This window comes from Pseudomonas sp. JV245A, assembly GCF_032424515.1.
In the GTDB taxonomy this organism is placed as follows: Bacteria; Pseudomonadota; Gammaproteobacteria; order Pseudomonadales; family Pseudomonadaceae; genus Aquipseudomonas; species Aquipseudomonas protegens.
The window spans coordinates 11,819-37,828 of sequence record NZ_VYKE01000014.1 but is presented as its reverse complement, the minus strand read 5'-3'; the positions used below and the strand labels follow the sequence as shown (position 1 = coordinate 37,828).

Sequence of the window (26,010 nt, the reverse complement as noted above, 5' to 3'; positions counted from 1 at the left end):
CGGCGCCTGCGGGCGCCGTTGTCGTTTCTGCAACCTGGGGGTTGATCAGAACCGGGTGCTGATCCAGGACACCAGCAACGCCAGGCCAAGGCAGGCGAAGCCGAAGCGGTAGAAAAACCTATTGATGCGCAAGGTTGCGGGATCCAGCATCAGCAGCGGCTGATCCACCGCCCGTCCCTCGCTCTGCACGGCCAGATTGGCCAGGGCCCGCAGTTCACGACGGCGGGTAGCGTGCAGCAGCCAGCTGCCTGGGCAGGCGAACAGCAGGGCAAGCAGGTTGATCAGTTTGGCGGGATGGGCGTTGAACATCGACCAGATCAGTTGCAGCGACATCATGAACCTCGGAGGAAAGCCGTATACGGGCCGTCGAGTGCACCCGCGGCGCGGATTCTACTCAATCCCCGACAAAACGCGGGGGGCTTTCCGACCAGTAACGAGACGCCGGTCCATTAATTTAAAGCGTCATCTTTTCGTCATCTAAACAAGCCAGTCTGTCGCCCCTCGAAACCCACGGAGCTTGTCATGCTGCACGCCGAAAACCAGGACCGCCTTTACCTGATCGCCCCCAGTGAAGAACAGCAGGCGCTGGTGGGCGCCCTGGCGTTCAACGTGCAGGACCGGCACTGGCTGGTGTATTGCGCCCTGGGCGGGCACCAGCACGCGGACCTGCCGGAAACAGACCTGCTGACGGGCGTCAGTATGCTGGACTTCTACGTCGAGGCGGCCTGATCCGCGCCCATAAAAAAGCCCGGCGCGCCATCAGGCAGCCGGGCTTTTTCGTTGCTTGGCCAGGGCTCAAACCCCGGCCAGGCGCGGGTTACTCGCCGAGGATCTGGCCCACGGTCGGATCCTTGAACAAGCGGGTCAGGGCATCGCTGAGCACATCACCCACCAGCTTGGTATTGGTGTCCTGGTTCGGCGCCATGCCGAAACGCTGGTCCAGGGAAGCACCGTAACGGCCGCTGTAACGACGGTTGGCGTTCTGCACATCCGAGCGGAAGGTGGCACCGATGGTGGCCTCGGTCACGTACAGGCCTTCTTTAGGCGACTGGTACTTGAGCTCGGCCAGGGTCACGGTCAACTGAGGGGCGTTGGCGCCACCGGCGGTCGGAGTAAAGCCCAGCAGGCGCACTGCGGCTTCGGCCTGGGCCTGCAGCTTGGGCAGGATCTGCGCGCTCTGCACGGTGATGGCACTGGTTTCCGGGTACAGGCCGCCACGGGTGCCCAGGGTCGGCGAAGGACGTCCATCAACCACTTTCACCACCACCGGCTGGCCATGGCCGACAGGCGCCAGCTGGGCAGTGAGCTTGGGCTCCGGGCTCAGTTGTTGCGGGCTGTGGGCGCAACCCACCAGCGACAGGCTGGTCACAGTGATCAAACCGAACAACAGGCGTTGCAACATGCTCATCTCTCCAGGAATCAGGCACAAACAGGCCCGCAGTATAGCGGTGCACAAGGACGGCAAACCAGCGCCAGGCATGACTTAGTCAAGACTCAGACAGGTCCCGTACAACCGGGTTCCTGTAACCTGCCGTTCACTGGCAATACATCATGATGTAACGGCTCAAGGGCATTCTTATCGTCAATGACACATTCAGGTACCTGGTCATGAACTTCCTCCGTTCCCTGTTCGCCCCCCGTCAACAGTTTCGCAGCTTCGCCCTGCTGGACAACCAGGGACGTTGCCAGGCCTTCAAGCACTGCCTGCTGGCCCCGGTAGGCGATGGCTGGGTGGAAATCCAGGAAATTCGCCTGAACTGGTTGCACCAGGCGCTGCCCGCCAGCGCCCGGGTCAGCCCGCGCTGCGCTCGCTCCCGGGTGCAACCGATACTGGCCACCTGACCAAAAGCCTAATAAAAGTCGCGAAACAGGATCATTTCTGCGCATTTCTTCGTTACAATCTCCCCCCGATTATAAGGACGTCTCCTGATCGGGCCTCGCAGTACCGCCAACGCCACTGCTTTGGCACCCCGCACCGCCCACAGAGAGCCGCCCACACAGTTCGAGTGAAGCTGGCGTGCTTGCTGTTCACCTTGCAAACCTCCACTTTTCGCGAAACTGCAGAGCTGCCGTTGCTCGGCCACTTAAAGCTGTTTGCCCGTCGTGCCCGCATCCTTTGCCGGCATCACCGCGCGGGCCAGGTGCCAGGCTGAGGCAGCCCTTTTTTGAGGTTCACGTCTTCAAAAGAGCGTGAAAAAACGGGTTTTCACAACTTCACAAGAGTGTGGCGAGCAAATGAATAGTTTTGCGTCTGAACTGGCACCATTGGCCTCTACAACAGCCCGATTACACAGGACCGAGCACTCCTCAAGAACTGGTGCTTGAAGCCTGTCCGCTGACGGATTTGGTTGCACGAGCGGATGTATCGACCATAAGTCGAATTGCCCGAGGCTCCCCGAGATGCGTTCATACGCACCTTGAGGCCCGGTTGGCAGCGTCCGTGGTAGTTGCAAAAAATTGCGAAGATTCGGACATGGCGATCCTGGCCATGGGTAACCTGGGGCATTACGTGAACCGCCCCGTCACTCCTGGCAGCCATGCCGTCAATTTGGTGCTGCAGATTTTGGAGACGCGTTAATGGCGCATAACGAAGCAGTAGACGTCGTATTGGTCGGGGCCGGCATCATGAGTGCCACCCTTGCTGTACTGCTCAAAGAGCTCGACCCCGCGATCAAGCTGGAAGTCGTCGAGCTGATGGATTCGGGTGCCGCGGAAAGTTCCAACCCGTGGAACAACGCCGGTACCGGCCATGCCGGCCTCTGTGAGCTGAACTACACGCCACAGGCCGCCGATGGCAGCATCGACATCAAGAAAGCCGTGCACATCAACACCCAGTTCGAGGTGTCGAAGCAGTTCTGGTCCTACCTGACCAAGAAAGGCACCTTCGGCTCGTCCAAGTCCTTCATCAGCCCCGTGCCGCACCTGAGCTTCGTACAGGGCGAAAAAGGCGTTTCCTTCCTCAAGAAGCGCTTTGAAGTACTGAGCCAGCACCATGCCTTCGCGGACATGGAATACACCGAAGACAAGGCCAAGATGGCCGAGTGGATGCCGCTGATGATGCCGGGCCGCCCAGCGGACGAAACCATCGCCGCCACTCGCGTGCTCAACGGTACCGACGTCAACTTCGGCGCCCTGACCAACCAGTTGCTCAAGCACCTGACCAGCGCTCCCGATGCCCAGGTCAAGTACTGCAAGCGTGTCACAGGCCTCAAGCGCAACAAGGCCAACGGCTGGACCGTGAGCATCAAGGACGTCAACAGCGGCAGTACCCGCGAAGTCGACGCCAAGTTCGTGTTCCTCGGCGCCGGTGGCGCGGCCCTGCCCCTGCTGCAGGCCTCGGGCATCGAGGAAAGCAAGGGCTTCGGCGGTTTCCCGGTGAGCGGCCAGTGGCTGCGTTGCGACAACCCGGAAGTGGTCAAGCAGCACCAGGCCAAGGTCTACAGCCAGGCGGCCGTGGGCTCGCCACCGATGTCCGTGCCGCACCTGGACACCCGCGTGGTCGAAGGCAAGAAGTCCCTGCTGTTCGGGCCTTATGCCGGCTTTACCACCAAGTTCCTCAAGCACGGCTCGTTCCTCGACCTGCCGATGTCGGTACGCGCCGGCAACATCGGCCCGATGCTGGCCGTGGCCCGGGACAACATGGACCTGACCAAGTACCTGGTCAGCGAAGTCATGCAGTCCATGGAACAGCGCCTGGAATCCCTGCGCCGCTTCTACCCCGAGGCCAAGGCCGAGGACTGGCGCCTGGAGGTGGCCGGCCAGCGGGTGCAGATCATCAAGAAGGATCCGAAGAAAGGCGGCATCCTGCAGTTCGGTACCGAACTGGTGGCCGCCAAGGACGGCTCTCTGGCCGCCCTGCTCGGCGCCTCGCCAGGTGCCTCGGTGACCGTTTCGATCATGCTGGAGCTGATCGAGCGCTGCTTCCCGGCCAAGGCCAGCGGCGAATGGGCTGCCAAGCTCAAGGAAATCTTCCCGGCACGGGAAAAGGTCCTGGAAACCGACGCAACGCTGTACCACCAGATCAACAGCGAAAACAACCTGAGCCTGGAGCTGGTCGAGCCAAGCAAGGAAACCGAAAGCTGCGCCTGATCCGCGCTGAATGAAAAACGCCCCGTCCTTCGCAGGACGGGGCGTTTTTTATGCCTGGCGAGAAGATCAGCCGCGGGCGTTGTCCATCAGCTCGATGTAGTCGGCGGCGTTGCGCTGATCGCGGATCAGGTCGACGAAGGTCTGGCCGTGCTCATCCTTGCCATCCAGGTCGAAACCGGCTTCGACGAAGAAGGTCAGGAAGCGTTCGAAATCATCGATGCGCAGGCCACGATAGGCCTTGATCAGCTTGTGCAGGGACGGCGAAGTTGCATCGACCGGCTCGAAATCGAGGAACAACTTGATCTGCTCGTCGCTGATCTCGTCACCAATCACTTGTTTCTTATCTTTACGCATTGCCGACTCCAGCTCGCAGACATTTCACGGGGCGGGCAGTTTACCCCCAGCCCGCATATGGCCTCAACGCGAACGCACGCTGCCGGTATGCAGGTCAGCCCAGATGTGCCCGTTGGCATAGCTGAGGAACTGGCAATACACCGTGTCGTTGCGCAACAGGTCCATCACCGCACGGTACTGGGCCAGCGGGTAATACAGGGTCAGGGTCCGGGTCTTGGCATCGAACTGCGGCTTTTTCAGGCTTTTGCTTTCACCGTCGAAGTTCACCAGCACCTGGCTGATGGTGGCGCCCTTGTTCAACGGCTTGCCCTTGAGCCGCACCCACACTGGCGAAGTCACGGGAATCGGTTGCTGGTTCGATTGGCGCTGGCTGCCGATCACCACCGAATACTCGGTGACCTGCAACAACTGCTGCTGTTGCGGGACGCTGTCGCGCAGAGTCAGATCATCGGGAGGCAGGAACTGCCCGTGCAAGGGGGCCGGGGCGGCTGCCAGGGGCAGGCTCAAGCACAGAAGAAGGGCCGCGCTACTGCGAATCAACAGGCTCATGACAGGCTCCAGACAAGGGCCGAGCACTCTAGCACGGGTTTTTACCGCAAATCTTGCACCGTTACCGACGGTAGGCCGCTGTCACGGGCGCGGGCCTGTTCAGTCGAACTGGGCGCGCATCCAGGCCTGGTATTCGGCCACGCCGGGCTCGCCTTCACGGGGCGCCCAACTGGCCTGCTCACCCTCGCCCACTGGGCGATAAGGGCCGGCCTTGCATTCGAACATCAGGCTGTCGGGCTCCAGCACCACCAGGCCGTGGAAAACCCCGGCCGGCAAGTCCACACCGACGCAGTCGCCGCCGGCCTGCAGCACCCGCTTGCCCTGGACCTGGCCCGCTTCATCGAAAATCAGCACGCCCAGGCGCCCCTTGAGCACCAGCAGGGTCTCGGCCTTGTCAGCGCTCAGGTGGCGATGCGGCGGAACATAAGTGGAGGGTTGCAGCCCCACCGCCATCCGGTGGCAAGGCTCTTCCATGGCATGGAAGTTGTGGTGCTGACGACCGCGGGGGTTGGCCGCGGCTTTCTCAGCCAGGTCGCTGAACAACGCTTGATCGAGAAAGCTCGGCCCGGTCATCGCTTACATGCCCTTGACGGCATAGATGCCGGCAGCGTTACGCCAGTAGCCCTTGTAGTCCATGCCGTAGCCGAACACGTAGCGGTCCACGCAAGGCAGGCCCATGTAGTCGGCCTTGAGGTCCGGACGGGCCTTGCGGTCGTGGTCCTTGTCGATCAGCACGGCCGTGTGCACGGCGCGGGCGCCGGCGTGTTTGCAGAAGTCGATGATCGCGCCCAGGGTGTGACCTTCATCGAGGATGTCGTCGATGATCAGCACGTCGCGGTCGATAAAGGAGACTTCCGGCTTGGACTTCCAGAACAGCTCACCGCCGCTGGTTTCGTTGCGGTAGCGGGTAGCGTGCAGGTAGGAGGCTTCCAGGGGAAAGCGCAGGTGGGTCAGCAGCTTGCCCGCGAAGATCAGGCCACCGTTCATGACGCAGAACACCACCGGATTGCGCTCAGCCAGTTCTTCAGTGATTTGTGCACCGACCCGGGCGATGGCCGCCTCGACTTCAGCTTCGGTGTACAGGCAGTCAGCCTCGCGCATGATTTGACGGATATGCTCGAGATCAGCGGACATGGCGCTCTCCAAGGGGTGGCAGTTTCGGAAAAGCGGGCAAAGGTACGCATCCGGCCCGGTCAGATCAAGCGTTTCTGGACTAACGTACTTTATGTCTATAGGACAACAACCCCGGATAGATTAATCTAGGCCGTTTTTTTTGCCCGCCGCCGGAGCCTTTCCCTATGCCCATCCGTGAGATCCGCCATCCGCTGATCCGACACAAACTTGGCCTTATGCGCCGCGCAGACATTAGCACGAAGAACTTTCGCGAGCTCGCTCAGGAAGTCGGTGCCCTGCTGACGTACGAAGCCACCAAAGACCTGCCCCTGGAAAGCTACGAGATTCCAGGCTGGTGCGGCCCTGTCCAGGTCGAGAAGATCGCCGGCAAGAAGATTACCGTGGTACCGATCCTGCGTGCCGGCATCGGCATGCTCGAAGGCGTGCTGAGCCTGATCCCGGGCGCCAAGGTCAGCGCCGTAGGCGTGGCGCGCAATGAGGAAACCCTGCAAGCCCACACTTACCTGGAAAAACTGGTACCGGAAATCGACGAGCGCCTGGCGATGATCATCGACCCGATGCTGGCCACCGGCAGTTCCATGGTCGCCACCATCGACCTGTTGAAAAAGGCCGGCTGCCGTGACATCCGCGCCATGGTCCTGGTGGCCGCCCCCGAGGGCATCGCCGCCGTCGAGCAGGCGCACCCGGACGTGACCATCTACACCGCTTCCATCGATCAGAAGCTCAACGAGCATGGCTACATCATTCCTGGCCTGGGTGATGCCGGTGACAAGATCTTCGGCACCAAGCAGAAGGATTCCTGATCATGCAGGACGAGTTCAACGATCCGCTCTGGCGCCAGGTACTGTCTGGCGCCCAGATGCTCTTCGTGGCCTTCGGTGCCCTGGTGTTGATGCCGCTGATCACCGGTCTCGACCCGAACGTGGCGCTGTTCACGGCGGGTCTCGGGACTCTGTTGTTCCAGGTGGTGACCGGGCGCCAGGTGCCGGTCTTCCTGGCGTCGAGCTTTGCCTTCATCACCCCGATCATTCTCGCCAAGGGCCAGTTCGGCCTCGCGGCGACCATGGGCGGGGTAATGGCGGCGGGCTTCGTCTACACCTTCCTCGGCCTGGCCGTGAAGATCAAGGGCACCGGTTTCATCGACCGCCTGTTGCCGCCGGTGGTCATTGGCCCGGTGATCATTTCCATCGGCCTGGCCATGGCCCCCATCGCCGCCAACATGGCCATGGGCAAGGCCGGTGACGGCAGCGAGCTGATTCATTACCAGACGGCGATGATGATCTCGATGCCCGCGCTGCTCACCACCCTGATCGTCGCGGTGTTCGGCAAAGGCATCTTTCGCCTGGTGCCGATCATTTCCGGCGTGCTGGTGGGGTTTGCCCTGTCGTTCTACTTCGGCGTGGTGGACACCGCGAAGATCGCCGCCGCCCCCTGGCTGGCGCTGCCGCACTTCACCGCACCGGAGTTCAACTGGCAGGCGATCCTGTTCATCGTCCCGGTCGCCCTGGCACCGGCCATCGAGCACATCGGTGGCGTGATTGCGGTCGGCAGCGTCACCGGCCGCGACTACCTGAAGAAGCCCGGTCTGCACCGCACCCTGTTCGGTGACGGCATCGCCACCACCGCTGCCGGCCTGTTCGGCGGGCCGCCCAACACCACCTACGCCGAAGTCACTGGCGCGGTGATGCTGACCAAGAACTACAACCCGAAAATCATGACCTGGGCGGCGGTCTTCGCCATCACCCTGGCCTTTATCGGCAAGTTCGGCGCGCTGCTGCAAAGCATCCCGGTGCCAGTGATGGGCGGGATTCTCTGCCTGCTGTTCGGCTCGATCGCCGCGGTGGGGATGAATACCCTGATCCGCCACAAGATCGACCTGGGCGAAGCCCGCAACCTGGTGATCGTCTCGGTGACCCTGGTGTTCGGCATTGGCGGCGTGCTGGTGGGAACCGGTACCGGTCCGGATGATTTCGGCCTCAAGGGCATCGCCCTGTGCGCCGTTGTCGCCATCGTGCTGAACCTGGTACTGCCGGGGAACGACGGCTGGAAAAACAAGAAGGCCGATGAGCCTTTGATCTAGAGAACCCTTCGCCGGCAAGCTGTCTCCCACGCAGGAGCCGGCTTGCCGGCGAAGCTATTTACAACGCCAGCGGCGCTCGCTCGCACAAGGCGTTCAAGGCCTTGGCCCATTGTGGGTCGTCATTCAGGCAAGGGATCAACACCAGGTCCTCCCCTCCCGCCTCGCGAAACTGCTCGCGACCGCGATCACCGATCTCCTCCAGGGTTTCGATGCAGTCGGCGACAAATGCCGGGCACATCACCATGACTTTCTTTACTCCCTGCTTGGCCAATTCATCAAGCCGCGCCTCGGTGTAGGGCTCGATCCACTTGGCCCGTCCCAGACGAGACTGGAACGACACCGACCAGGTGCCATCCGCCAATCCCAAGTGCTCGGCCAAAGCCGATGCGGTGCGCATGCACTGGGCGCGGTAACAGGTGGCCAGCACCGCCGGCGAAGCATTGCGGCAACAGTCGGCGTCCTTGAAGCAATGCTGGCCGGTCGGGTCGAGCTTGGTCAGGTGGCGTTCCGGCAGGCCGTGAAAGCTGAGCAACAGATGATCATGCTCCCGGGCCAGGTATGGCTTGGCGCTGGCCGCCAGGGCCTGGATGTACTCAGGCTGATCGTAGAACGGCTGTAGCACGCTGAATTGCACGTCCAGCTTGCGCTCGCGCACCACGCGCCTGGCCTCTTCGATCACGGTGGTCACCGTGCTGTCGGCGAACTGTGGGTAAAGTGGTGCCAGGGTAATCTTCTTCTGTCCCTGTGCCACCAGCTTGAGCAGCGCCGACTCGATCGAAGGTTCGCCATAACGCATCGCCAGCTCGACCGGCCCCTGCTTCCACTGCTCGCTCATTACCTTCTGCAGACGCCGGCTGAGCACCACCAGCGGCGAACCCTCTTCCCACCAGATCGACGCGTAGGCATGGGCCGATTGCTCTGGCCGCTTGATCAGGATCAGCGACACCAGCAAGCGTCGAACCGGCCAGGGCAGGTCGATCACATAAGGGTCCATGAGGAATTGGTTGAGGTAGCTGCGCACGTCCGCCACCGAAGTGGAAGCCGGCGAACCCAGGTTGACCAGGAGCAACGCGTGATCGGTCATGCAACGTCCTATTTCAGAGGCGGCTGGACACAGGCGTCCAGGGCCGCAGGCAAATCAGTGAACTGGAAAGTGAAACCCGCTTCCAGCAACCGCGCGGGAACGGCACGCTGGCCTCCCAGCAACAGCAACGACAATTCACCCAAGGCCAGGCGCAGGAAAAACGCCGGCAGCGGTATTAGTGCGGGTCGGTGCAGCACCCGCCCCAAGGTCTTGGCGAACTCGCGGTTGCGCACCGGTTTTGGCGCGCAGGCATTATAAGGACCCTGCGCCCCAGGCTGATGCACAAGAAAATCAATCAGGGCGATTTGATCGTCGATATGAATCCACGGCATCCATTGTCGGCCGTTGCCGATCGGCCCGCCCAGCCCCAGCTTGAAGGGCAGCAGCAGGCGCGACAAAAAGCCGCCCTCGGGCGACAGCACCAAACCGGTGCGCACCAGCACCACACGCACGCCCATGGCTTCGGCGCGCTGGGCAGTTTCTTCCCAGGCAATGCACAACTGGCTGGCAAAGTCCTCGTTGACCGGGGGCGAATCCTCGCTCAGCTCCCGTTCGCCACCGTCGCCGTACCAGCCCACCGCCGAGCCCGACACCAGCACACCGGGTTTGTGTTCGCGGCTTTCGAGCCAGGCCAGCAGGGTTTCAGTCAGGGCAATGCGGCTGTGCCACAGCAGCGCCTTGCGCTTGTGGCTCCAGGGCCGATCGGCGATCGGCGCCCCGGCCAGGTTGATCACCGCGTCCACCGGGATCTGGTCCAGCTCTTGCAACGCCTTGACAGCCCGCACCTGGGGACCGCACAGGGCGGCAACCTTATCGGGTTGGCGAGTCCATACACTCAACTGGTGACCCTGGGCCTGCCAGTGACGACACAGGGCACGCCCGATCAAACCAGTACCGCCGGTCAGCAATATATGCATGACATCTTCCTCGCGTGGCGTTTTACCCGAATCACTAGTCTATTTTTATAAGCAGGGATCTTTTCAATCGGACAGGCTGTGTTTTAACGATAGACAACCTGAACAACCGATGACGCCGAAAGCTATACCAAAAAACAATATTGTACAGGTTTTGGCGGCGGCGTAATCTGTACAGAAAGGTAAACGAGGCCCCTATGACAGTACCCATCGCAATCATTGGTACCGGCATCGCCGGACTCTCCGCCGCCCAGGCGCTACGAGATGCCGGGCATACCGTCCACCTTTTCGACAAAAGCCGCGGCAGCGGCGGGCGCATGTCGAGCAAACGCAGCGATGCCGGCAGCCTGGACCTGGGAGCTCAGTACTTTACCGCCCGTGACCGTCGTTTCGTCACCGAAGTCCAGCGCTGGCAAGCCAAGGGCTGGGTCGCCGAATGGACGCCACAACTCTACAACTCCCACGGCGGACAACTCAGCCCTTCTCCCGATGAACAGACTCGCTGGGTCGGGACGCCGCGCATGAGCGCCATCACTCGCGCACTGATCGGCGACCTGGAAGTGCACTTTGCCTGCCGCATCACGGAAGTCTTCCGCGGCGAACAACACTGGCACCTGCAGGACGCCGAAGGCTTTACCCATGGCCCCTTCAGCCACGTGGTGATCGCCACTCCGGCGCCCCAGGCCACCGCCCTCCTGGCTGCCGCGCCGAAGCTTGCGGGCGTCGCCGCCGGGGTAAAAATGGACCCGACCTGGGCCGTCGCCCTGGCCTTCGATACCCCTCTGGAAACCCCCATGGAAGGCTGCTTCGTGCAGGACAGCCCGCTGGACTGGCTGGCCCGCAACCGCAGCAAGCCCGGGCGCGACAGCCACCTCGACACCTGGGTCCTGCATGCCACCAGCGCCTGGAGTCGGCAGCACATCGACCTTTCCAAGGAGGCCGTGACCGAACAATTGCACGGGGCCTTCGCCGAGCTGCTGCACAGCGTCATGCCCGCCCCGACCTTCAGCCTGGCCCATCGCTGGCTCTACGCCCGCCCGGCCACCAGCCATGAATGGGGCGCCCTGGCCGACGCCGACCTGGGGCTGTATGCATGCGGCGACTGGTGCCTCTCCGGTCGGGTCGAAGGCGCCTGGCTCAGTGGCCAGGAGGCCGCACGCCGGCTGCACGAGAGCCTGCAGTGAATCGACTCAACCCACGCAAACTGCTGCTGTCGAAATGGACGGCAGCCCATCCGCAGCGCCGCGAAAAGCACTTTCTGGTTACCGAACTCTTCTGCGATGAAGAAGGCACAGTGCTGGACATCGAACTGCAAGCGGTGCTCACCCGACGCTGCCAGCGATTGAGCTGGCAAACCCTCCAAAACGACAGCGAGTGGCGAATGGGCTGGCGGTAACCGGCGCAACCGCAGGGCAATACCTATACAAAAAATTTGACTTGTACAACTTTAATTCTATGATGAAGAAAGGTTGTACAACGTTAGGTTTTTGTACAGGTAAGCCCTGGAGGTTGCAGCATGTCCGCCAAGCCGAAAATTGCCATCAGCGCCTGCCTGATGGGTGTGGAAGTCCGCTACAACGGTGGACACAAAGAGTCCCGGCTGTGCAGCCGAGTCCTCACCGAACACTTCGACTTCGTGCCCCTGTGCCCGGAAGTCGCCATCGGCATGGGCACCCCCCGCGAACCTATCCGACTGGTCGGCGACCCCGAGCAGCCGCGGGCCGTGGGCACCGTGGACCCCAGCCTGGACGTCACTCTGCCCCTGGCCGAATATGGCGAGCGCATGGCGGCCGAGGTCGATGACATCTGCGGCTACATCTTCATGCAGAACTCGCCCTCCTGCGGCCTGGAGCGAGTCAAGGTGTACCAGGCCAACGGCATTCCCCATCGCAACGGCGGTCGCGGCATCTATGCCCAGGCGTTCTGTCAGAAACATCCCGATCTGCCAGTGGAAGAAGCCGGGCGCCTGAACGATCCGGTGCTGCGGGAAAACTTCCTGACTCGGGTCTACGTCTATCGCGACTGGCAGGCGCTGCTCAAGCAAGGCCTGACTCGCCGCGCCCTCACGGACTTCCACTCGCGCTGCAAATACCTGCTGATGGCCCATCACCCGCTGCAGTACAAGACCCTGGGCAATCTGCTGGGCAGCATGGGCAAGAGCGATCCGAGCCTGATCGGCCCGCGCTATTTCAGCGAGCTGATGGCGGCGCTGAGCAAATGCGCGACCCGCGGCACCCACAGCAATGTGCTGCAGCACCTGAGCGGCTACCTCAAGCAAGCCATCAGCAGCGCGGACAAGCAGGAAGTGCAGCATGTCATTGGTCAGTACCGTCACGGCATCGTGCCTCTGGTGGTGCCCCTGACCCTACTCAAGCACCACTTCCGCCAGCACCCCGATCCCTACATCGCCCAGCAGTTGTATTTGCAACCGCACCCGGAAAACCTCAGCCTGCGCAACGCGATCTGAGCCATGAAAGCACTCGATCAACAGGCCGAAGACAACAGCGCCCACTACCGGCGCGCCCTGGATGAAGGCTGGCTGCCGATTCGCGAAGTGGCGCGCCAGACCGGGGTCAACGCCGTCACCCTGCGCGCCTGGGAGCGCCGTTACGGACTGATCGTGCCCCTGCGCACCCCAAAGGGCCACCGCCTGTACTCCCAGGAGCAGGTGCAGGAAATCCTCACCATCCTCACCTGGCTCAATCGCGGGGTGGCGGTCAGCCAGGTCAAGCACCTGCTGGACAGCGCCCCAAGCGCCAGCACACCGGCCGAGAACGACTGGCAGCGCCTGCGCCAGACCCTGAGCCTGGCGATCAGCCAACTGGCCGAGCGCAAGGTCGACGACACCTTCAACCAGGCCATGGCCCTGTATCCGCCGCGCACCCTGTGCGAGCACCTGCTGATGCCGTTGCTGGCAGAACTGGAGCAGCGCTGGCAGGGTCAGTTCGGCAGCCAGATGGAGCAGGTGTTCTTCTACTCCTGGCTGCGCAGCAAGCTGGGGGCACGGATCTACCACAACAATCGACAGCTGCAGGCCCCACCGCTGCTGCTGGTCAACCAGTCGGACCTGCCGCTGGAACCCCACCTGTGGCTGACCGCCTGGCTGGCCAGCAGCGCCGATTGCCCGGTGGAAGTCTTCGACTGGCCACTGCCCGGCGCCGAACTGGCCCTGGCCGTCGAACGCCTGCAGGCCCGGGGCCTGCTGCTGTATTCAAGCAAGGCCCTCAACCCTGCGCAGTTGCCCAGGCTGCTCAACGGCATCGACTGCAAAAAATTCATCGCCGGACCCGCGGTGTGCATCCATCCCGCCGAGTGGTCCGTATGTCTCTCTGAAATCGCCGATCTGCACCTGGCCCAGGACCCGATAACGGCCTGCCAGGCGCTGCTTGAGCGAGGACTCTTCTGAACCGGGAATCAGCATGCAATTGATCTGGCTGCGCAGCGACCTGCGCCTACATGACAACACCGCCCTCTGCGCCGCCACCCAGCGTGGCCCGACCGTAGCGGTGTACCTGCTGAGCCCGGAGCAGTGGCAGGCCCACGACGATGCGCCGTGCAAGGTTGACTTCTGGCTGCGCAATCTGCAGTCGTTGAGCAAGTCCCTGGGCCGGCTAAACATCCCCCTGCTGATCCGCAGCGCCGCCACCTGGGACCAGGCCCCCCAGGTCCTGCTGGAACTGTGCCGACAACTGCAGGTACGCATGCTGCATTTCAACCAGGAATACGGGATCCACGAAAGCCGTCGCGACGCCGCAGTGACCCGGGTTCTGGAAGATGCCGACATCAGTGTCCAGGGCCACCTCGATCAACTGCTGTTCCAGCCCGGTAGCGTGCTGACCAAGAGCGGCGGCTACTTCCAGGTATTCAGCCAGTTCCGCAAGGTCTGCTACAGCCGCCTGCACAGCGCACTGCCGGCCCTGGTCGCCAGCCCCAAGGCGCAATTGCCGCTGTCGATCCAGGCCGATCCCGTGCCCCGTCATATCGACGGCTTCCCGTCCCCCAGCCAATCACTGCGCGACCTCTGGCCGGCCGGCGAAGATCAGGCCCTGGGCCGCCTGGAACAGTTCACCGACGAGCAGATCCACTACTACCAGAGCGAACGCGACTTCCCGGCCAAGCCCGGCACCAGCCAGCTTTCGCCCTACCTCGCCGCCGGAGTGATCTCGCCGCGGCAATGCCTGCACGCCGCCTTGCGCTGCAACCAGGGCGAGTTCGAAAGCGGCAATCCCGGCGCCGTCACCTGGATCAACGAACTGCTGTGGCGCGAGTTCTACAAACACATCCTGGTGGGTTACCCACGGGTTTCCCGGCACCGCGCCTTCCGCCCGGAAACCGAGGCGGTGGCCTGGCGCGACGCCCCCGAAGACCTGGCGGCCTGGCAAGAAGGCCGCACCGGCCTGCCGATCATCGACGCCGCCATGCGCCAACTGCTGGAGACCGGCTGGATGCACAACCGCCTGCGAATGGTGGTGGCGATGTTCCTGACCAAGAACCTGCTGATCGACTGGCGTGAAGGCGAACGCTTCTTCATGCGCCACCTGATCGACGGCGACCTGGCGGCGAACAATGGCGGCTGGCAATGGAGTTCCTCCACCGGCACCGACGCCGCGCCGTACTTCCGCATTTTCAACCCCGTGAGCCAGTCGGAACGTTTCGATGCCGAAGGGCGCTTCATCAAGCACTGGCTGCCGCAACTGGCGGGGTTGAACAAAAAGGATATCCACAACCCGGGGGCCATGGGCGGCCTGTTCGCAGTCGCCGACTACCCGGCGCCCATGGTCGACCTGGCCATGTCCCGGGATCGCGCCCTGGCCGCCTTCAAGGCCCTGCCTGCGCGGCCGGACGCGGGGGGGACCCATGACTGACTTCCTCCAGCGCTTCGCCCGGGACTTCGCCAGCCTCGACAAGCACAACCTGCAGCGCCTGGATCAGCTCTACAGCGAGGACATCCAGTTCACCGACCCGCTGCACGAGGTCAATGGCTTGCCGCGCCTACGGCACTACTTCGCCGAGCTGTACGCCAATGTCAGCGAACTGCGCTTCGACTTCCACGGCATCGATACCTGCGGCGAAGGCCAGGGCTACCTGCGCTGGACCATGAGCTACCGCCACCCGCGCCTGCGCGCTGGCCAGCTGGTCCGGGTCGCCGGCTGCTCGCACCTGCATTGGCGTGACGACAAGGTCTACCGGCATCGCGACTATTTCGACGCCGGCGCGCTGCTCTATGAACACCTGCCGGTACTCGGCACGGTGATCGCCTGGTTGAAAAGGAGGCTCGGATGAACCCGGCAATGCCACGGCGGATCTGGCTCACCGGTGCCAGCAGCGGCATCGGTGCGGCGCTGGCCGAAGAGCTGCTCAAGGCCGGCGCCCAGGTGGCCGTCAGCGCCCGTTCGCGCGAGCCCCTGGAGGCCCTGGCCCAGCGGTATCCGGGTCGGGTGCTGGTGGTGCCCGGCGATCTCACCGACGCCCTGCAAGTGCGCGAGATCGGCAAGCGCATCGCCCAGGCCTGGGGCGCCCTGGACACGGCGATTCTCAATGCCGGCACTTGTGAATACATCGACGTGCAGCAATTCGAGGCGGCGCTGATCCAGCGTGTGCTCAACAGCAACCTGCTGTCCGCCGGCTATTGCATCGAAGCCGCACTGCCCTTGTTGCGGGCCGGCAATCAGCCCCATCTGGTGGGCGTGGCCAGTTCCGTGACCTATCTGCCGCTGCCCCGGGCCGGCGCCTACGGCGCCTCCAAGGCCGCCCTGCGTTACCTGCTGCAATCCTTGCGCATCGACCTGGCCGCCGAGGGCATCGACGTCACCGTGGTCAGCCCGGGCTTCGTCGATACCCCGCTGACCGCGCGCAACGACTTTGCCATGCCCATGAGCTGGCCCGCCGCCAAGGCCGCCCGACATATCCACAAGCGTCTGTCACACCGGGATCTGGAGATCGCTTTCCCCGCCCCGTTCATCTTCGGCCTCAAGCTGCTGTCCTGGCTGCCCGGCCGCTTGCAACTGGCCATCGGCAAACGCCTGGCCCGCACGGGGAGTGCATCGTGAAAATCGCCATTATCGGTAGCGGCATCGCCGGCCTGACCTGCGCCTACGTTCTCAACCGTCGCCATGACATCCGGGTCTTCGAGGCCGGCAGCTGGATCGGCGGTCACACCCATACCGTGGAAGTCAGCCACAACGGCGAAACCCAATCCGTGGACACCGGGTTCATCGTCTTCAACGACTGGACCTACCCCAACTTCATCCGCCTGCTGGGCCAGATCGGGGTCAAGTTCAAACCCACCGAGATGAGCTTCTCGGTGTGCGATCCGGCCTCGGGCCTGGAGTACAACGGCAACAACCTCAACAGCCTGTTCGCCCAGCGGCGCAACCTGCTGTCGCCCGGGTTCTGGGGCATGCTGCGGGACATTCTGCGCTTCAACAAAGCCGCCTTGCTCGATCTGCAGCAGCAGCGGATCGCCGCCGACACCACCCTTGGCGACTACCTGAAAAACCAGGGCTATGGCGAGCGTTTCATCCAGCACTACATCGTGCCCATGGGGTCGGCGATCTGGTCGATGTCACGGGTGCAGATGCTCGGTTTCCCCTTGCAGTTCTTTGTGCGTTTCTTCAAGAACCACGGCTTGCTGTCGGTGAACAATCGTCCCCAGTGGTGCGTGATCGAAGGCGGCTCAAGCCGCTATATCGAACCGCTAACCGCCTCTTTCCGCCAGCACATCCGCCTCGACTGCCCGGTGCAACGGGTCGAGCGCGACGAAACCGGCGTGCTGATCCACAGCGCCGCCGGCAGCGAACGCTTCGACAAGGTGGTGTTCGCCTGTCACAGCGACGAGGCCCTGCAACTGCTGGCTAGCCCCAGCCGGGCCGAGCGGGAGATTCTCCAGGCCCTGCCCTACGCCGACAACGACGTGGTACTGCACACCGATACCCGGCTGCTGCCCCGCCGGCGCCTGGCCTGGGCCAGCTGGAACTACCGCCTGGACGCCAGCGGCGACAAAGCCGCCGCCGTGACCTACGACATGAACATCCTGCAAGGTCTGAAGAGCGACACCACCTTCTGCGTCAGCCTCAACCAGACCGCGGTCATCGACCCGACGCAAATCCTTGCCCGCTTCACTTACGCCCACCCCCAGTACAGCCTCGAAGCGGTGGCGGCCCAGGCCCGCTGGAGCGAGCTGCAAGGCGCCCAGCACAGCTTCTACTGCGGCGCCTACTGGGCCAACGGCTTTCACGAAGACGGCGTGGTCAGTGCGTTGCGCGTGGCCCAGGCCTTTGGTGAACAACTGTGAACAGTGCCCTGTACAGCGGCTGGATCAGCCACCGGCGCTTCGCCCCCAAGGACCATGCCTTCCGCTATCGGATCGGCCTCTTGTACCTGGACCTGGACGAGCAGGAATCGGTGCTGGGACTCTCGCCCCTGGCGGGCCGCAGCCGTTTCGCCCCCTTCGCCTTCCGCGAAAGCGATTACCTGAAGGACTTCACCGGCCAGGGCATGCGCCTGATCGACGCGGTACGCCAGCAAGTGGCCGCAGCCATCGGCCGTGTGCCGGGCGGCGCGGTGCGCCTGTTGACCCAGGTGCGCAGCTGGGGCCTAGCGTTCAATCCGGTGAGTTTCTTCTACTGCTTCGAGGCCGACGGGCAACTGGCGGCGATTCTCTGTGAAGTCACCAATACCCCGTGGCGCGAGCGCTATCACTACGTGCTGCCGGCCCGCCCGGACAGTGCCGGCGCTGCCGAGCACCAGCACTTTGCCGTGGCCAAGGCCTTCCACGTCTCGCCGTTTTTACCCCGTGACCTGGAATACCGCATGAGCTTCAGCCCGCCGGCCGATCGCCTGGGCGTGCACATGGCCGACTGGCAGGGTGATCTGAAGGTATTCGACGCCACCCTCAGCCTGCAGCGCCAGACCCTGGATCGCCGCAGCCTGCACCAGTACCTGCGCAGTTTTCCATGGATGACCGCCAAGACCTGCCTGGCCATCTACTGGCAGGCCCTGCGCCTGACCGCCAAGGGCATCACCTTCTTTCCCCATGAGGCCGCCGACGGCGCCTATCGCACAGCCGCTGTACAACCCAAGGATCGCCGCCATGAAATCCTCTAGCGTATCGGCCAGAAATACCCTGTTCAGCACCCACAGCCTTACCGCCAACCTGTTGCGTCGCGGTGTGCTGCGGCAACTGGCGCACCTCAAGCACGGCCAACTGCTGGTCATCGAAAACGCCGAGCGCCTGGTCTTCGGCGACCGCACGGCGGCCTTGGTGGGTGAGATCCATATCCACGACAGCAGCGCCTGGGGGCTGGTGGCCAGCAGCGGCTCGATCGGTGCCGGCGAAGCGTTCATCCACGGCTACTGGAGCACCCCGGACCTGACGGCGGTGATCCGCATCTTCGTCAGCAACCTGGACGTGCTGGATGCCATGGAAGGCGGCCTGGCGCGACTCGGCCGGCCGTTGGTACGCGGCCTGCACTGGCTCAATCGCAACACGCGCAAGGGCTCGCAGAAAAACATCGCCGCCCACTACGACCTCGGCAATGAACTGTTCGAGCAGTTTCTCGACCCCACGATGATGTATTCGGCCGCGCAATTTCGCAGCGAGGACGACAGCCTGGAGCAGGCCCAGTTGAACAAACTGGAACGCATCTGCCAGAAACTCGCCCTCAAGCCCGAGGATCACCTGCTGGAAATCGGCACCGGCTGGGGCAGCATGGCGCTGTATGCGGCGCAGAACTACGGGTGCCGCGTGACCACCACCACCTTGTCCAAGGAACAGTTCGCTTATACCCGCCAGCGCATCGACGCTGCCGGCCTGCAGGACCGGGTGACCCTGTTGCTGGAGGACTATCGCGACCTGGACGGGCATTACGACAAGCTGGTGTCCATCGAAATGATCGAAGCCGTGGGCCACCGCTTCCTGCCCACCTACTTCCAGCAGTGCGCGAAGTTGCTCAAAAGCAACGGCCTGATGCTGCTGCAAGCCATCACCATCCGTGACCAGCGCTATGAACAGGCGAAGAACGGCGTGGACTTCATCCAGCGCTACATCTTCCCCGGCGGCGCCCTGCCCAGCGTGCAGAAGATGCTCGAAGTGGTCAGCCGCGACACCGACATGAACCTGCTGCACATGGAGGATTTCGGCCTGCACTACGCCCGCACCCTGCGCCTGTGGCACGAGAACTTCCGCCGCGCCCACGGCCGCCTGAGCGAGCTGGGCTATGACACGTACTTCCTGCGCCTGTGGGAGTTCTACCTGTGCTACTGCGAAGGCGGTTTCCTGGAGCGCAGCATCGGCACCGCGCAAATGCTCCTGGCCAAACCCTCGGCGGTGCCGCAACCCCTGCTGGGACGTTTCGATGCGTAAACAACTGGCCAACGCCCTGCTGTTCCAGCTGGGCTGGTTCATCTGTGTGCTGTCCGGCGACAGCGCCTGGCTGCTGCTGGGGGTGGCGATCCTGCTGGCGCATTTTCGCTGGATCGGCAGCTGGGCCGCGGAAGGCCGGATGATTTTCGGGGTCGCCCTGACCGGCATTACCCTGGACAGCTTCCTGCACTGGCTGGAGGTGTTCCAGTTCCAGCAAGTGAGCCTGCTGATTCCCCTGTGGCTGATCGTGCTCTGGGCCTTGCTGGGAACCACTTTGCGCCACTGCCTGGCGTGGACCGCCCGGCCCTGGTGGCTGACCTGCCTGGTTGGCGCACTGTGCGGACCGCTGTCCTATTACGCCGGGGGCCGCCTGGCCGGAGTGAGCTTTGCCTATGGCCTGTGGCCAACCCTGCTGGGGCTGGGACTGCTGTGGAGCATGCTGCTGCCGCTGCTGCACGTGCTCGCACGCCCCACTGCGGAAGAACCGCAGGCAGCCATCCCGGACTGAGCGTCCGTCCGGGCTTTCCCACAGCAGGGGCTCACTGCCTTACACTGCGCGCCTATGACCACCATCCCCGTTATCTCCATCGCCGCCGAACCCGCCGTCAGTTGCTCCACCTGCGCCGCCTGTTGCTGCCAGCTGGAGGTCATGCTGATCACCGACACCGGGGTGCCCGAGCGCTTTATCGATACCGACGATTGGGGAGGGGAAGTCATGCGCCGCCTGGATGACGGCTGGTGCGCGGCGCTGGACCGCGACAGCATGCGTTGCAGCATCTATGAGCTGCGGCCGCTGATCTGTCGCGAGTTCGAGCTGGGCGAGGCCGATTGCTTGAGCGAACGCCGGGGAATTGCCACGGCGTATCGCTGATAGCGGCCTTAGAGCGGCATCGTGTAATGCAGCGCGTAGCTTTCGATACCGTCGTTGGGGGTCTTGATGCCGGCGTTGGAGTAGTGCGTGGCGCGGATACCGACTTCATGGCCACCGGCGAAGCGCAGGCCGAAACCGATGCGGTCTTCGAACTGGAAGGATGACCCCAGCTTGTTGTCCTCGACCTGGGTATGGGCAAAGGCCGCTACCCCGATGCCGGCCTCGATGTAGGGCTTGACGCTGGCCCCGGCGAATTCGTAGACCAGCACCGGGGAGAACGACAGGCTGTGGTTGCTGGAGGTCTTGTCGCCATCCCAATAGGTGTAGGCGCCGCTCCAGTAACCCGTGAGACGGCCGACGTCACTTTGCAGCCAGCTCTTGTCCCAATCCCATTGCATACCCAGCCGATAGGCCTGGGTCGAATCGCCGGTTTGCCCCACGGAGAACTCGACTCCGGCCGCCTGCGCGGAAAAACTGTGCCCCAACAACCCGGCCGCAAGTGCAGCCAAACACAACAGTCGCTTCATCAGGAACATCCTTTTCGAACGGTTTTATATGGTGTTGTACAACCCTGTGGATAGGCTATAGAAGCCAGCGCGCATTCAGAAGTTCAGCGCCAGCGAAGGGATTTTTCACGATTTTTTCACAACTGCAAAGGCAGGACTTCAGCAGATTCTTTCCACAACAGAGGCAGCACCCGGGCAAAGTGCGGGACATCGCCACTGGTCCAGAAACAGGTTTCCCGGGCTGGCCCCTGGGCGCGCAGATCGCCTTCGTCGAGCAGCCGCTGCAATTGCCGGGCAACCGCGGCGCCGGTATCGATCAGGCTGATGGGCCCGGGCAGCATCTGCGCCAGCAGCGGCTTGAGAAACGGATAATGGGTGCAGCCCAGGATAATGGTGTCGCAGCCGGCAGCCAGCAGAGGCTCGAGGTAGCCGTGCAACAGTTGGCGCAGAGCGGCACTGTGCAAGTCGCCATTCTCGATCATCTCCACCAGCCCCGGGCAGGGCTGCGTGACGACCTTCACATCAGTGGCGAAACGGTCGAGCAAGGCGGCGAACTTGGCACTCTGCAAGGTGCCGGTGGTGGCCAGCACCCCGACCACGCCGCTGCGGGTCGCGGCCGCCGCCGGCTTGACCGCAGGCTCCATGCCAACGATGGGCCAGTCCGGATAATCGCGGCGCAGGTCGGCCACCCCGGCCACGGTAGCAGTGTTGCAGGCCAGCACCAGGGCCTTGGCGCCCTGTTCACGAAAGAACCGGGCCATCAGGCTGCAACGCTGGCGAATGAACTCCGGGGTCTTTTCGCCATAGGGAATATGCCCGCAGTCGCCGAAATACAGCAGCGACTCGTGGGGCAGCAACTGTTGTATTTCCGCCAGCACCGAGAGGCCGCCGACGCCGGAGTCGAACACCCCGATCGGCGCTTCACTCACGATGGGTACCACAGACGCTGCACCCCGGATCGCGCTTGACCCGCAACTCGCGAAAACGCGTACCCAGAGCATCAATCAATAACAGCCGGCCAACCAGCGGCTCGCCAAACCCGGCCAGCAGTTTCAGGGCTTCCAGGGCCTGCAGGCTGCCCACGGTGCCCACCAGCGGGCCGAGCACCCCGGCTTCGCTGCAGGTCAGTTCGGCTTCGCTGCCATGCCCGTATAGACAGTGGTAGCAGGGGCTTTCCGGGCGCCGCGGGTCGAAGACCGACAATTGCCCTTCCAGGCGGATCGCCGCACCGCTGACCAGGGGCTTGCCGGCCGCCACGCAAGCGGCGTTCACCGCCTCGCGGGTACTGAAGTTGTCGGAGCAATCGAGCACCAGGTCCACCGCCGCCACGGCAGCGGCCAGGGTATCGACATCCAGCGCCTGACGATGGGGCACCAGGCGGACCTCCGGGTTGAGGGCAGACAGGCGACTGATGGCCGAGTCCACCTTGCTGACCCCGACGCTGTGGCTGTCGTGGATGATCTGCCGTTGCAGGTTGGTCAGGTCCACGCTGTCGAAGTCGGCCAGGTGCAGCTCACCAACCCCCGCCGCCGCCAGGTACAAGGCTGCGGGAGCACCGAGACCGCCGAGGCCGACGATCAGCACGCGGCTTTCCTTGAGGCGCAGCTGGCCGTCGATATCGACATGCTGCAACAGAATCTGTCGGCTATAGCGCAACAGCTCCTGGTCGGTCAGCACGGCCGGCACCCGAGGCTAATGCGCTCATGCCCACCGAGGTCGACCCGGCTGTGGACTTCGATGAAACCCTGGGCAGCCAGCAACTCGCGGACCGCCGCGGCCTGATCGTAACCGTGCTCCAGCATCAGCCAGCCACCGGCCTCCAGGTGCTGCGGAGCCTGGGCGACGATCAGGCGCAGGTCGTCCAGACCATCCTTGCCCGCCACCAGGGCGCTTTCCGGCTCGAAACGCACGTCGCCGGCCACCAGATGGGGGTCAGCTTCGGCAATGTAGGGCGGGTTGCTGATGATCAGATCAAAGCGCCGGGACTCAATGGAGCTGAACCAGTGGCTGCTGAGCACGCTGACGTTGTCCAGTTGCAGGCGCTGGCGGTTGCGTTCGGCCAGGGCCACGGCTTCCAGTACCCGGTCCACCGCCGTGACCTGCCAGGCCGGGCGCTCGCTGGCCAGGGCCAGGGCGATGGCACCACTGCCGGTGCCCAGGTCAAGGACCGTGGCTGGGGTCGCGGGCAACAGTTCCAGCGCCGCTTCCACCAGTAGTTCGGTGTCGGGGCGCGGGATCAGAGTGTGGGGCGCCACCTCCAGGTCGAGCTTCCAGAAGCCCTGCTGGCCAAGGATATAGGCCACCGGCTCGCCGGAGCGGCGTCGCTGCAGGTAGTCGGTGAACACCAGGGCCGCCTCGCTGGGCACGATGCGCTCCGGCCAGGTGTGGAGAAAGCTGCGGGGCTTGCCCAGGGCCGCGGCCAGGAGCAGCTCGGCATCCAGGCGCGGGGTCGGCGAGTCGGGCAGTTGGGCTGCGCGCAGCAGGCTGGCGATGATGGTCATTTACTCACCCAATGCCGCAAGTTGATCGGCCTGATATTCAGCCAGCAACGGCTCGATGACGGCTTCCACGCCCCCGGCGAGGATTTCGTCCAGGGAATACAGGGTCAGGTTGATGCGGTGATCGGTGACCCGGCCCTGGGGGAAGTTGTAAGTGCGGATGCGCTCGGAACGGTCCCCCGAGCCCACCAGCAACTTGCGCTCGCTGGCAATGGCATTGGCCGCGGCGCTGGTCTGCTGGTCGTTGAGCTTGGCCGACAGCCAGGACATGGCCCGCGCCCGGTTCTTGTGCTGGGAACGCTCTTCCTGGCACTCCACCACGATCCCCGAAGGGATGTGGGTGATGCGGATCGCCGAGTCGGTCTTGTTCACGTGCTGGCCACCGGCACCCGAGGAGCGATAGGTGTCGATGCGCAGGTCCGCCGGGTTGATCTCGATGGCTTCCTGTTCATCCGGCTCGGGCAGTACTGCCACGGTGCAGGCCGAAGTGTGGATGCGGCCCTGGGATTCGGTGGCCGGCACTCGCTGCACGCGGTGCGCGCCGGATTCGAACTTGAGCTTGCCGTAGACGCTCTCGCCTTCGACCCGGGCAATGACTTCCTTGTAGCCGCCGTGCTCACCCTCGTTTTCCGAGAGGATCTCCAGCCGCCAGCCGCGCCGCTCGACGTAACGGGAATACATGCGAAACAGGTCGCCGGAGAAGATCGCCGCCTCGTCGCCGCCGGTGCCGGCACGGATTTCCAGGAATACGTTGCGCCCGTCGTTGGGGTCCTTGGGCAGCAGCATGCGCTGCAGGCTGCTTTCCAGTTCGGCCAGTTGTTCCTTGGCCTCGCGCACTTCCTCGGCGGCCATTTCCCGCAGGTCCGGGTCGTTGTCCTTGAGCAGCGCCTGGGCGCCTTCAAGGTCCGCCTGGACCTTGAGCACCTGTTTATAAGTAGCCACGATCGGCTCGACTTCCGCGTATTCCTTGGAGTAGGCGCGGAACTTGGCCTGATCGGAAATGACCTCAGCATCGCCGAGCAAGGCGGTCAGTTCCTCGAAACGATCCTGGAGAATGTCCAGCTTACTGAGCAGTGACGCTTTCATTACGGGGTTTTATCCGATGAGCCCTCACCGAGGGCAAAGAGTTCTTGGGCCATGGCCAGCGCATCGAGGCGGCCTTCGGCGGAGAGCTTTTTCAACTGCACGCTCGGCGCGTGCAACAGTTTATTGGTCAGGCCGCGGGCCAACTGGGCCAGCACGTCCTCGGCGCCGCTGCCGTTGGCCAGCATGCGCAGGGCTTTCTGCAGTTCTTCATCGCGCAGGCGTTCGCTCTGCTGACGATAGGCCTTGAGCACATCCACCGCCGCCAGTTCCCGCAGGCGCACCATGAAATCCTCGGCGCCGATGTTCACCAATTCCTCGGCGGCCTGGGCCGCGCCCTGGCGGCTCTTGAGGTTTTCTGCCACCACTTCGTGCAAGTCGTCGACGGTATAGAGGTAAACGTCGTCCAACTCGCCGACTTCTGGCTCGATATCCCGGGGAACGGCGATATCCACCATGAAAATCGGCTTGTGCTTGCGCAGCTTCAAGGCACTTTCCACTGCGCCCTTGCCGAGTATCGGCAACTGGCTGGCGGTGGAACTGATGACGATGTCGCTGTGCACCAGTTCCTGGGGAATATCCGAGAGCAGCACGGCGTGGGCACCGAATTGCTCCGCCAGGAGGCTCGCGCGCTCCAGGGTACGGTTGGCCACCACGATACGCTTGACTCCCAGGTCGTGCAGGTGCCGGGCCACCAGGGTGATGGTCTCCCCGGCGCCGATCAGCAGGGCCTGACTGCGTTGCAGGTCGCTGAAAATCTGTTTCGCCAGGCTCACCGCGGCGAAAGCCACGGACACCGGGTTCTCACCGATGGCGGTGTCGGTGCGCACCTGCTTGGCGGCGCTGAATGTGGCCTGGAACAGCCGGCCCAGCAGCGGCCCGACGGTGCCGGCCTCGCGGGCCACGGCGTAGGCGGACTTCATCTGCCCGAGAATCTGCGGCTCGCCCAGTACCAGCGAATCCAGCCCCGACGCCACCCGCATCATGTGACGAACTGCCGCATCGTCCTCATGCACGTAGGCACTGGCGCGCAGCTCGTCTAGGCTCAAATGGTGATATTCCGCCAGCCAGCGCAGCACCACATCCGCAGAAAGATGATCCTGTTCTATATAGAGCTCACTGCGATTGCAGGTGGAGAGGATCGCAGCTTCGCGGCTGTCGGTGAGTCGGCAGAGCTGCTGCAAGGCCTCAACCAACTGCTCAGGGGTAAAGGCCACGCGCTCGCGGACGTCTACAGAAGCAGTCTTGTGGTTAATACCGAGTGCAAGGAAGGCCATTCAAGGTCGCTGATGATGTCGAGAAGCCGGCAATTGTCCTACTTCGCCCGACTCAGAACAACTACCGCCGACTATTGTCCTAGTTTTGTGCCAAAACTCGCCGAGCGAAGATCAGGCAAGGCGAAAACAGGCGAGGAAGCGGAGTTTAGGGGCCTAAATGAGCATTCCGAGCCTGTTTCTGCGTAGCGCCAGGGCCGCCCAGCGCGC

The 26,010-nt window shown here is 63.3% G+C and carries 31 protein-coding genes; 17 read left to right on the top strand and 14 right to left on the bottom strand.

The window, feature by feature from the left end; genetic code table 11:
- Window positions 1–45: 45 nt before the first annotated feature.
- Window positions 46–333: a hypothetical protein gene (locus F6S12_RS06505; RefSeq protein WP_015636955.1), complete on the bottom strand. Its 288-nt coding sequence runs from the start codon at window positions 331–333 to the stop codon at window positions 46–48.
- 189 nt (window positions 334–522) lie between these two features.
- On the opposite strand from F6S12_RS06505, the gene F6S12_RS06500 reads away from it, so the two are divergent.
- Entirely contained in the window at window positions 523–729 is a 207-nt protein-coding gene (locus F6S12_RS06500) for a hypothetical protein (protein ID WP_011063378.1), read from the top strand.
- Window positions 730–817: 88 nt separating this feature from the next.
- On the opposite strand, the gene F6S12_RS06495 is transcribed toward F6S12_RS06500, so the two are convergent.
- Window positions 818–1,402: a YajG family lipoprotein gene (locus F6S12_RS06495; RefSeq protein WP_011063379.1), complete on the bottom strand. Its 585-nt coding sequence runs from the start codon at window positions 1,400–1,402 to the stop codon at window positions 818–820.
- Between the two features lie 206 nt (window positions 1,403–1,608).
- Here F6S12_RS06495 and F6S12_RS06490 point away from each other — a divergent pair, with 206 nt between their 5' ends.
- Complete coding sequence (locus F6S12_RS06490; protein WP_015636956.1) at window positions 1,609–1,842, top strand: hypothetical protein; 234 nt, start codon at window positions 1,609–1,611, stop codon at window positions 1,840–1,842.
- Between the two features lie 735 nt (window positions 1,843–2,577).
- Entirely contained in the window at window positions 2,578–4,089 is a 1,512-nt protein-coding gene (mqo, locus tag F6S12_RS06485) for a malate dehydrogenase (quinone) (RefSeq protein ID WP_019095052.1), read from the top strand.
- A 66-nt stretch (window positions 4,090–4,155) separates the two neighbouring features.
- Here mqo and F6S12_RS06480 read toward each other — a convergent pair whose 3' ends face one another.
- The 4 genes from F6S12_RS06480 to F6S12_RS06465 form a co-directional block, all read right to left on the bottom strand.
- A complete protein-coding gene (locus F6S12_RS06480) occupies window positions 4,156–4,443 on the bottom strand; it encodes a PA4642 family protein (protein WP_011063382.1) in 288 nt (95 codons plus the stop codon).
- Between the two features lie 63 nt (window positions 4,444–4,506).
- Window positions 4,507–4,992: a hypothetical protein gene (locus tag F6S12_RS06475; RefSeq protein WP_011063383.1), complete on the bottom strand. Its 486-nt coding sequence runs from the start codon at window positions 4,990–4,992 to the stop codon at window positions 4,507–4,509.
- A gap of 99 nt (window positions 4,993–5,091) precedes the next feature.
- A complete protein-coding gene (locus F6S12_RS06470) occupies window positions 5,092–5,565 on the bottom strand; it encodes a WbuC family cupin fold metalloprotein (protein ID WP_011063384.1) in 474 nt (157 codons plus the stop codon).
- Window positions 5,566–5,568: 3 nt separating this feature from the next.
- Window positions 5,569–6,126: a hypoxanthine-guanine phosphoribosyltransferase gene (locus F6S12_RS06465; RefSeq protein WP_011063385.1), complete on the bottom strand. Its 558-nt coding sequence runs from the start codon at window positions 6,124–6,126 to the stop codon at window positions 5,569–5,571.
- Window positions 6,127–6,290: 164 nt separating this feature from the next.
- On the opposite strand from F6S12_RS06465, the gene upp reads away from it, so the two are divergent.
- On the top strand, window positions 6,291–6,929 hold the full coding sequence (upp, locus tag F6S12_RS06460) for a uracil phosphoribosyltransferase (RefSeq protein ID WP_011063386.1): 639 nt from the start codon (window positions 6,291–6,293) through the stop codon (window positions 6,927–6,929).
- A 2-nt stretch (window positions 6,930–6,931) separates the two neighbouring features.
- Window positions 6,932–8,206 (top strand): uracil-xanthine permease family protein, encoded by a 1,275-nt coding sequence (locus F6S12_RS06455; RefSeq protein ID WP_011063387.1) that lies wholly within the window; start codon window positions 6,932–6,934, stop codon window positions 8,204–8,206.
- Window positions 8,207–8,264: 58 nt separating this feature from the next.
- On the opposite strand, the gene hemH is transcribed toward F6S12_RS06455, so the two are convergent.
- Both hemH and F6S12_RS06445 read right to left on the bottom strand, forming a co-directional pair.
- Window positions 8,265–9,290, bottom strand: coding sequence for a ferrochelatase (gene hemH / locus F6S12_RS06450; RefSeq protein WP_015636959.1), 1,026 nt, complete (start codon window positions 9,288–9,290; stop codon window positions 8,265–8,267).
- An 8-nt stretch (window positions 9,291–9,298) separates the two neighbouring features.
- Window positions 9,299–10,207 (bottom strand): TIGR01777 family oxidoreductase, encoded by a 909-nt coding sequence (locus tag F6S12_RS06445; protein ID WP_015636960.1) that lies wholly within the window; start codon window positions 10,205–10,207, stop codon window positions 9,299–9,301.
- Window positions 10,208–10,401: 194 nt separating this feature from the next.
- On the opposite strand from F6S12_RS06445, the gene F6S12_RS06440 reads away from it, so the two are divergent.
- From F6S12_RS06440 to F6S12_RS06385, 12 genes are all read left to right on the top strand, one after another.
- A complete protein-coding gene (locus F6S12_RS06440; protein ID WP_053153738.1) occupies window positions 10,402–11,388 on the top strand; it encodes an NAD(P)/FAD-dependent oxidoreductase in 987 nt (328 codons plus the stop codon).
- Entirely contained in the window at window positions 11,385–11,600 is a 216-nt protein-coding gene (locus F6S12_RS06435) for a TIGR02450 family Trp-rich protein (RefSeq protein ID WP_015636962.1), read from the top strand. The genes F6S12_RS06440 and F6S12_RS06435 overlap by 4 nt, the downstream gene beginning before the upstream one ends.
- A 120-nt stretch (window positions 11,601–11,720) precedes the next feature.
- Window positions 11,721–12,671, top strand: coding sequence for a YbgA family protein (locus tag F6S12_RS06430; protein WP_053153741.1), 951 nt, complete (start codon window positions 11,721–11,723; stop codon window positions 12,669–12,671).
- Between the two features lie 3 nt (window positions 12,672–12,674).
- The gene (locus F6S12_RS06425; protein WP_015636964.1) at window positions 12,675–13,610 is read left to right on the top strand and encodes a MerR family transcriptional regulator; all 936 of its coding nucleotides are present in this window, start codon (window positions 12,675–12,677) and stop codon (window positions 13,608–13,610) included.
- 13 nt (window positions 13,611–13,623) lie between these two features.
- Window positions 13,624–15,069 (top strand): deoxyribodipyrimidine photo-lyase, encoded by a 1,446-nt coding sequence (gene phrB / locus F6S12_RS06420; RefSeq protein ID WP_053153744.1) that lies wholly within the window; start codon window positions 13,624–13,626, stop codon window positions 15,067–15,069.
- Entirely contained in the window at window positions 15,062–15,487 is a 426-nt protein-coding gene (locus F6S12_RS06415) for a nuclear transport factor 2 family protein (RefSeq protein WP_015636966.1), read from the top strand. The genes phrB and F6S12_RS06415 overlap by 8 nt, the downstream gene beginning before the upstream one ends.
- Window positions 15,484–16,254, top strand: coding sequence for an SDR family NAD(P)-dependent oxidoreductase (locus tag F6S12_RS06410; RefSeq protein WP_015636967.1), 771 nt, complete (start codon window positions 15,484–15,486; stop codon window positions 16,252–16,254). Before F6S12_RS06415 ends, F6S12_RS06410 begins: the two co-directional genes overlap by 4 nt.
- Entirely contained in the window at window positions 16,251–17,498 is a 1,248-nt protein-coding gene (locus tag F6S12_RS06405; RefSeq protein ID WP_053153749.1) for an NAD(P)/FAD-dependent oxidoreductase, read from the top strand. The genes F6S12_RS06410 and F6S12_RS06405 overlap by 4 nt, the downstream gene beginning before the upstream one ends.
- Window positions 17,495–18,310 (top strand): DUF1365 domain-containing protein, encoded by an 816-nt coding sequence (locus tag F6S12_RS06400; protein ID WP_015636969.1) that lies wholly within the window; start codon window positions 17,495–17,497, stop codon window positions 18,308–18,310. Before F6S12_RS06405 ends, F6S12_RS06400 begins: the two co-directional genes overlap by 4 nt.
- A complete protein-coding gene (locus F6S12_RS06395; RefSeq protein ID WP_015636970.1) occupies window positions 18,297–19,568 on the top strand; it encodes an SAM-dependent methyltransferase in 1,272 nt (423 codons plus the stop codon). Before F6S12_RS06400 ends, F6S12_RS06395 begins: the two co-directional genes overlap by 14 nt.
- Window positions 19,561–20,076, top strand: coding sequence for a DUF2878 domain-containing protein (locus tag F6S12_RS06390; protein WP_315868793.1), 516 nt, complete (start codon window positions 19,561–19,563; stop codon window positions 20,074–20,076). Before F6S12_RS06395 ends, F6S12_RS06390 begins: the two co-directional genes overlap by 8 nt.
- A 54-nt stretch (window positions 20,077–20,130) precedes the next feature.
- The gene (locus F6S12_RS06385; protein WP_041119840.1) at window positions 20,131–20,439 is read left to right on the top strand and encodes a YkgJ family cysteine cluster protein; all 309 of its coding nucleotides are present in this window, start codon (window positions 20,131–20,133) and stop codon (window positions 20,437–20,439) included.
- A gap of 8 nt (window positions 20,440–20,447) precedes the next feature.
- On the opposite strand, the gene F6S12_RS06380 is transcribed toward F6S12_RS06385, so the two are convergent.
- From F6S12_RS06380 to hemA, 6 genes are all read right to left on the bottom strand, one after another.
- Window positions 20,448–20,966, bottom strand: coding sequence for an acyloxyacyl hydrolase (locus F6S12_RS06380; protein ID WP_015636972.1), 519 nt, complete (start codon window positions 20,964–20,966; stop codon window positions 20,448–20,450).
- 116 nt (window positions 20,967–21,082) lie between these two features.
- Window positions 21,083–21,874, bottom strand: coding sequence for a glutamate racemase (gene murI / locus F6S12_RS06375; RefSeq protein WP_011063403.1), 792 nt, complete (start codon window positions 21,872–21,874; stop codon window positions 21,083–21,085).
- The gene (locus F6S12_RS06370) at window positions 21,867–22,622 is read right to left on the bottom strand and encodes a molybdopterin-synthase adenylyltransferase MoeB (RefSeq protein ID WP_015636974.1); all 756 of its coding nucleotides are present in this window, start codon (window positions 22,620–22,622) and stop codon (window positions 21,867–21,869) included. Before F6S12_RS06370 ends, murI begins: the two co-directional genes overlap by 8 nt.
- Complete coding sequence (prmC, locus tag F6S12_RS06365) at window positions 22,616–23,446, bottom strand: peptide chain release factor N(5)-glutamine methyltransferase (protein WP_015636975.1); 831 nt, start codon at window positions 23,444–23,446, stop codon at window positions 22,616–22,618. The genes F6S12_RS06370 and prmC overlap by 7 nt, the downstream gene beginning before the upstream one ends.
- Window positions 23,447–24,529 carry a peptide chain release factor 1 gene (prfA, locus tag F6S12_RS06360; protein WP_123472953.1) on the bottom strand — a complete coding sequence of 361 codons (1,083 nt, stop codon included), beginning with the start codon at window positions 24,527–24,529 and terminating at the stop codon, window positions 23,447–23,449. It abuts the gene before it with no gap.
- A complete protein-coding gene (gene hemA / locus F6S12_RS06355; protein ID WP_011063407.1) occupies window positions 24,529–25,803 on the bottom strand; it encodes a glutamyl-tRNA reductase in 1,275 nt (424 codons plus the stop codon). Before hemA ends, prfA begins: the two co-directional genes overlap by 1 nt.
- Window positions 25,804–26,010: the final 207 nt, after the last annotated feature.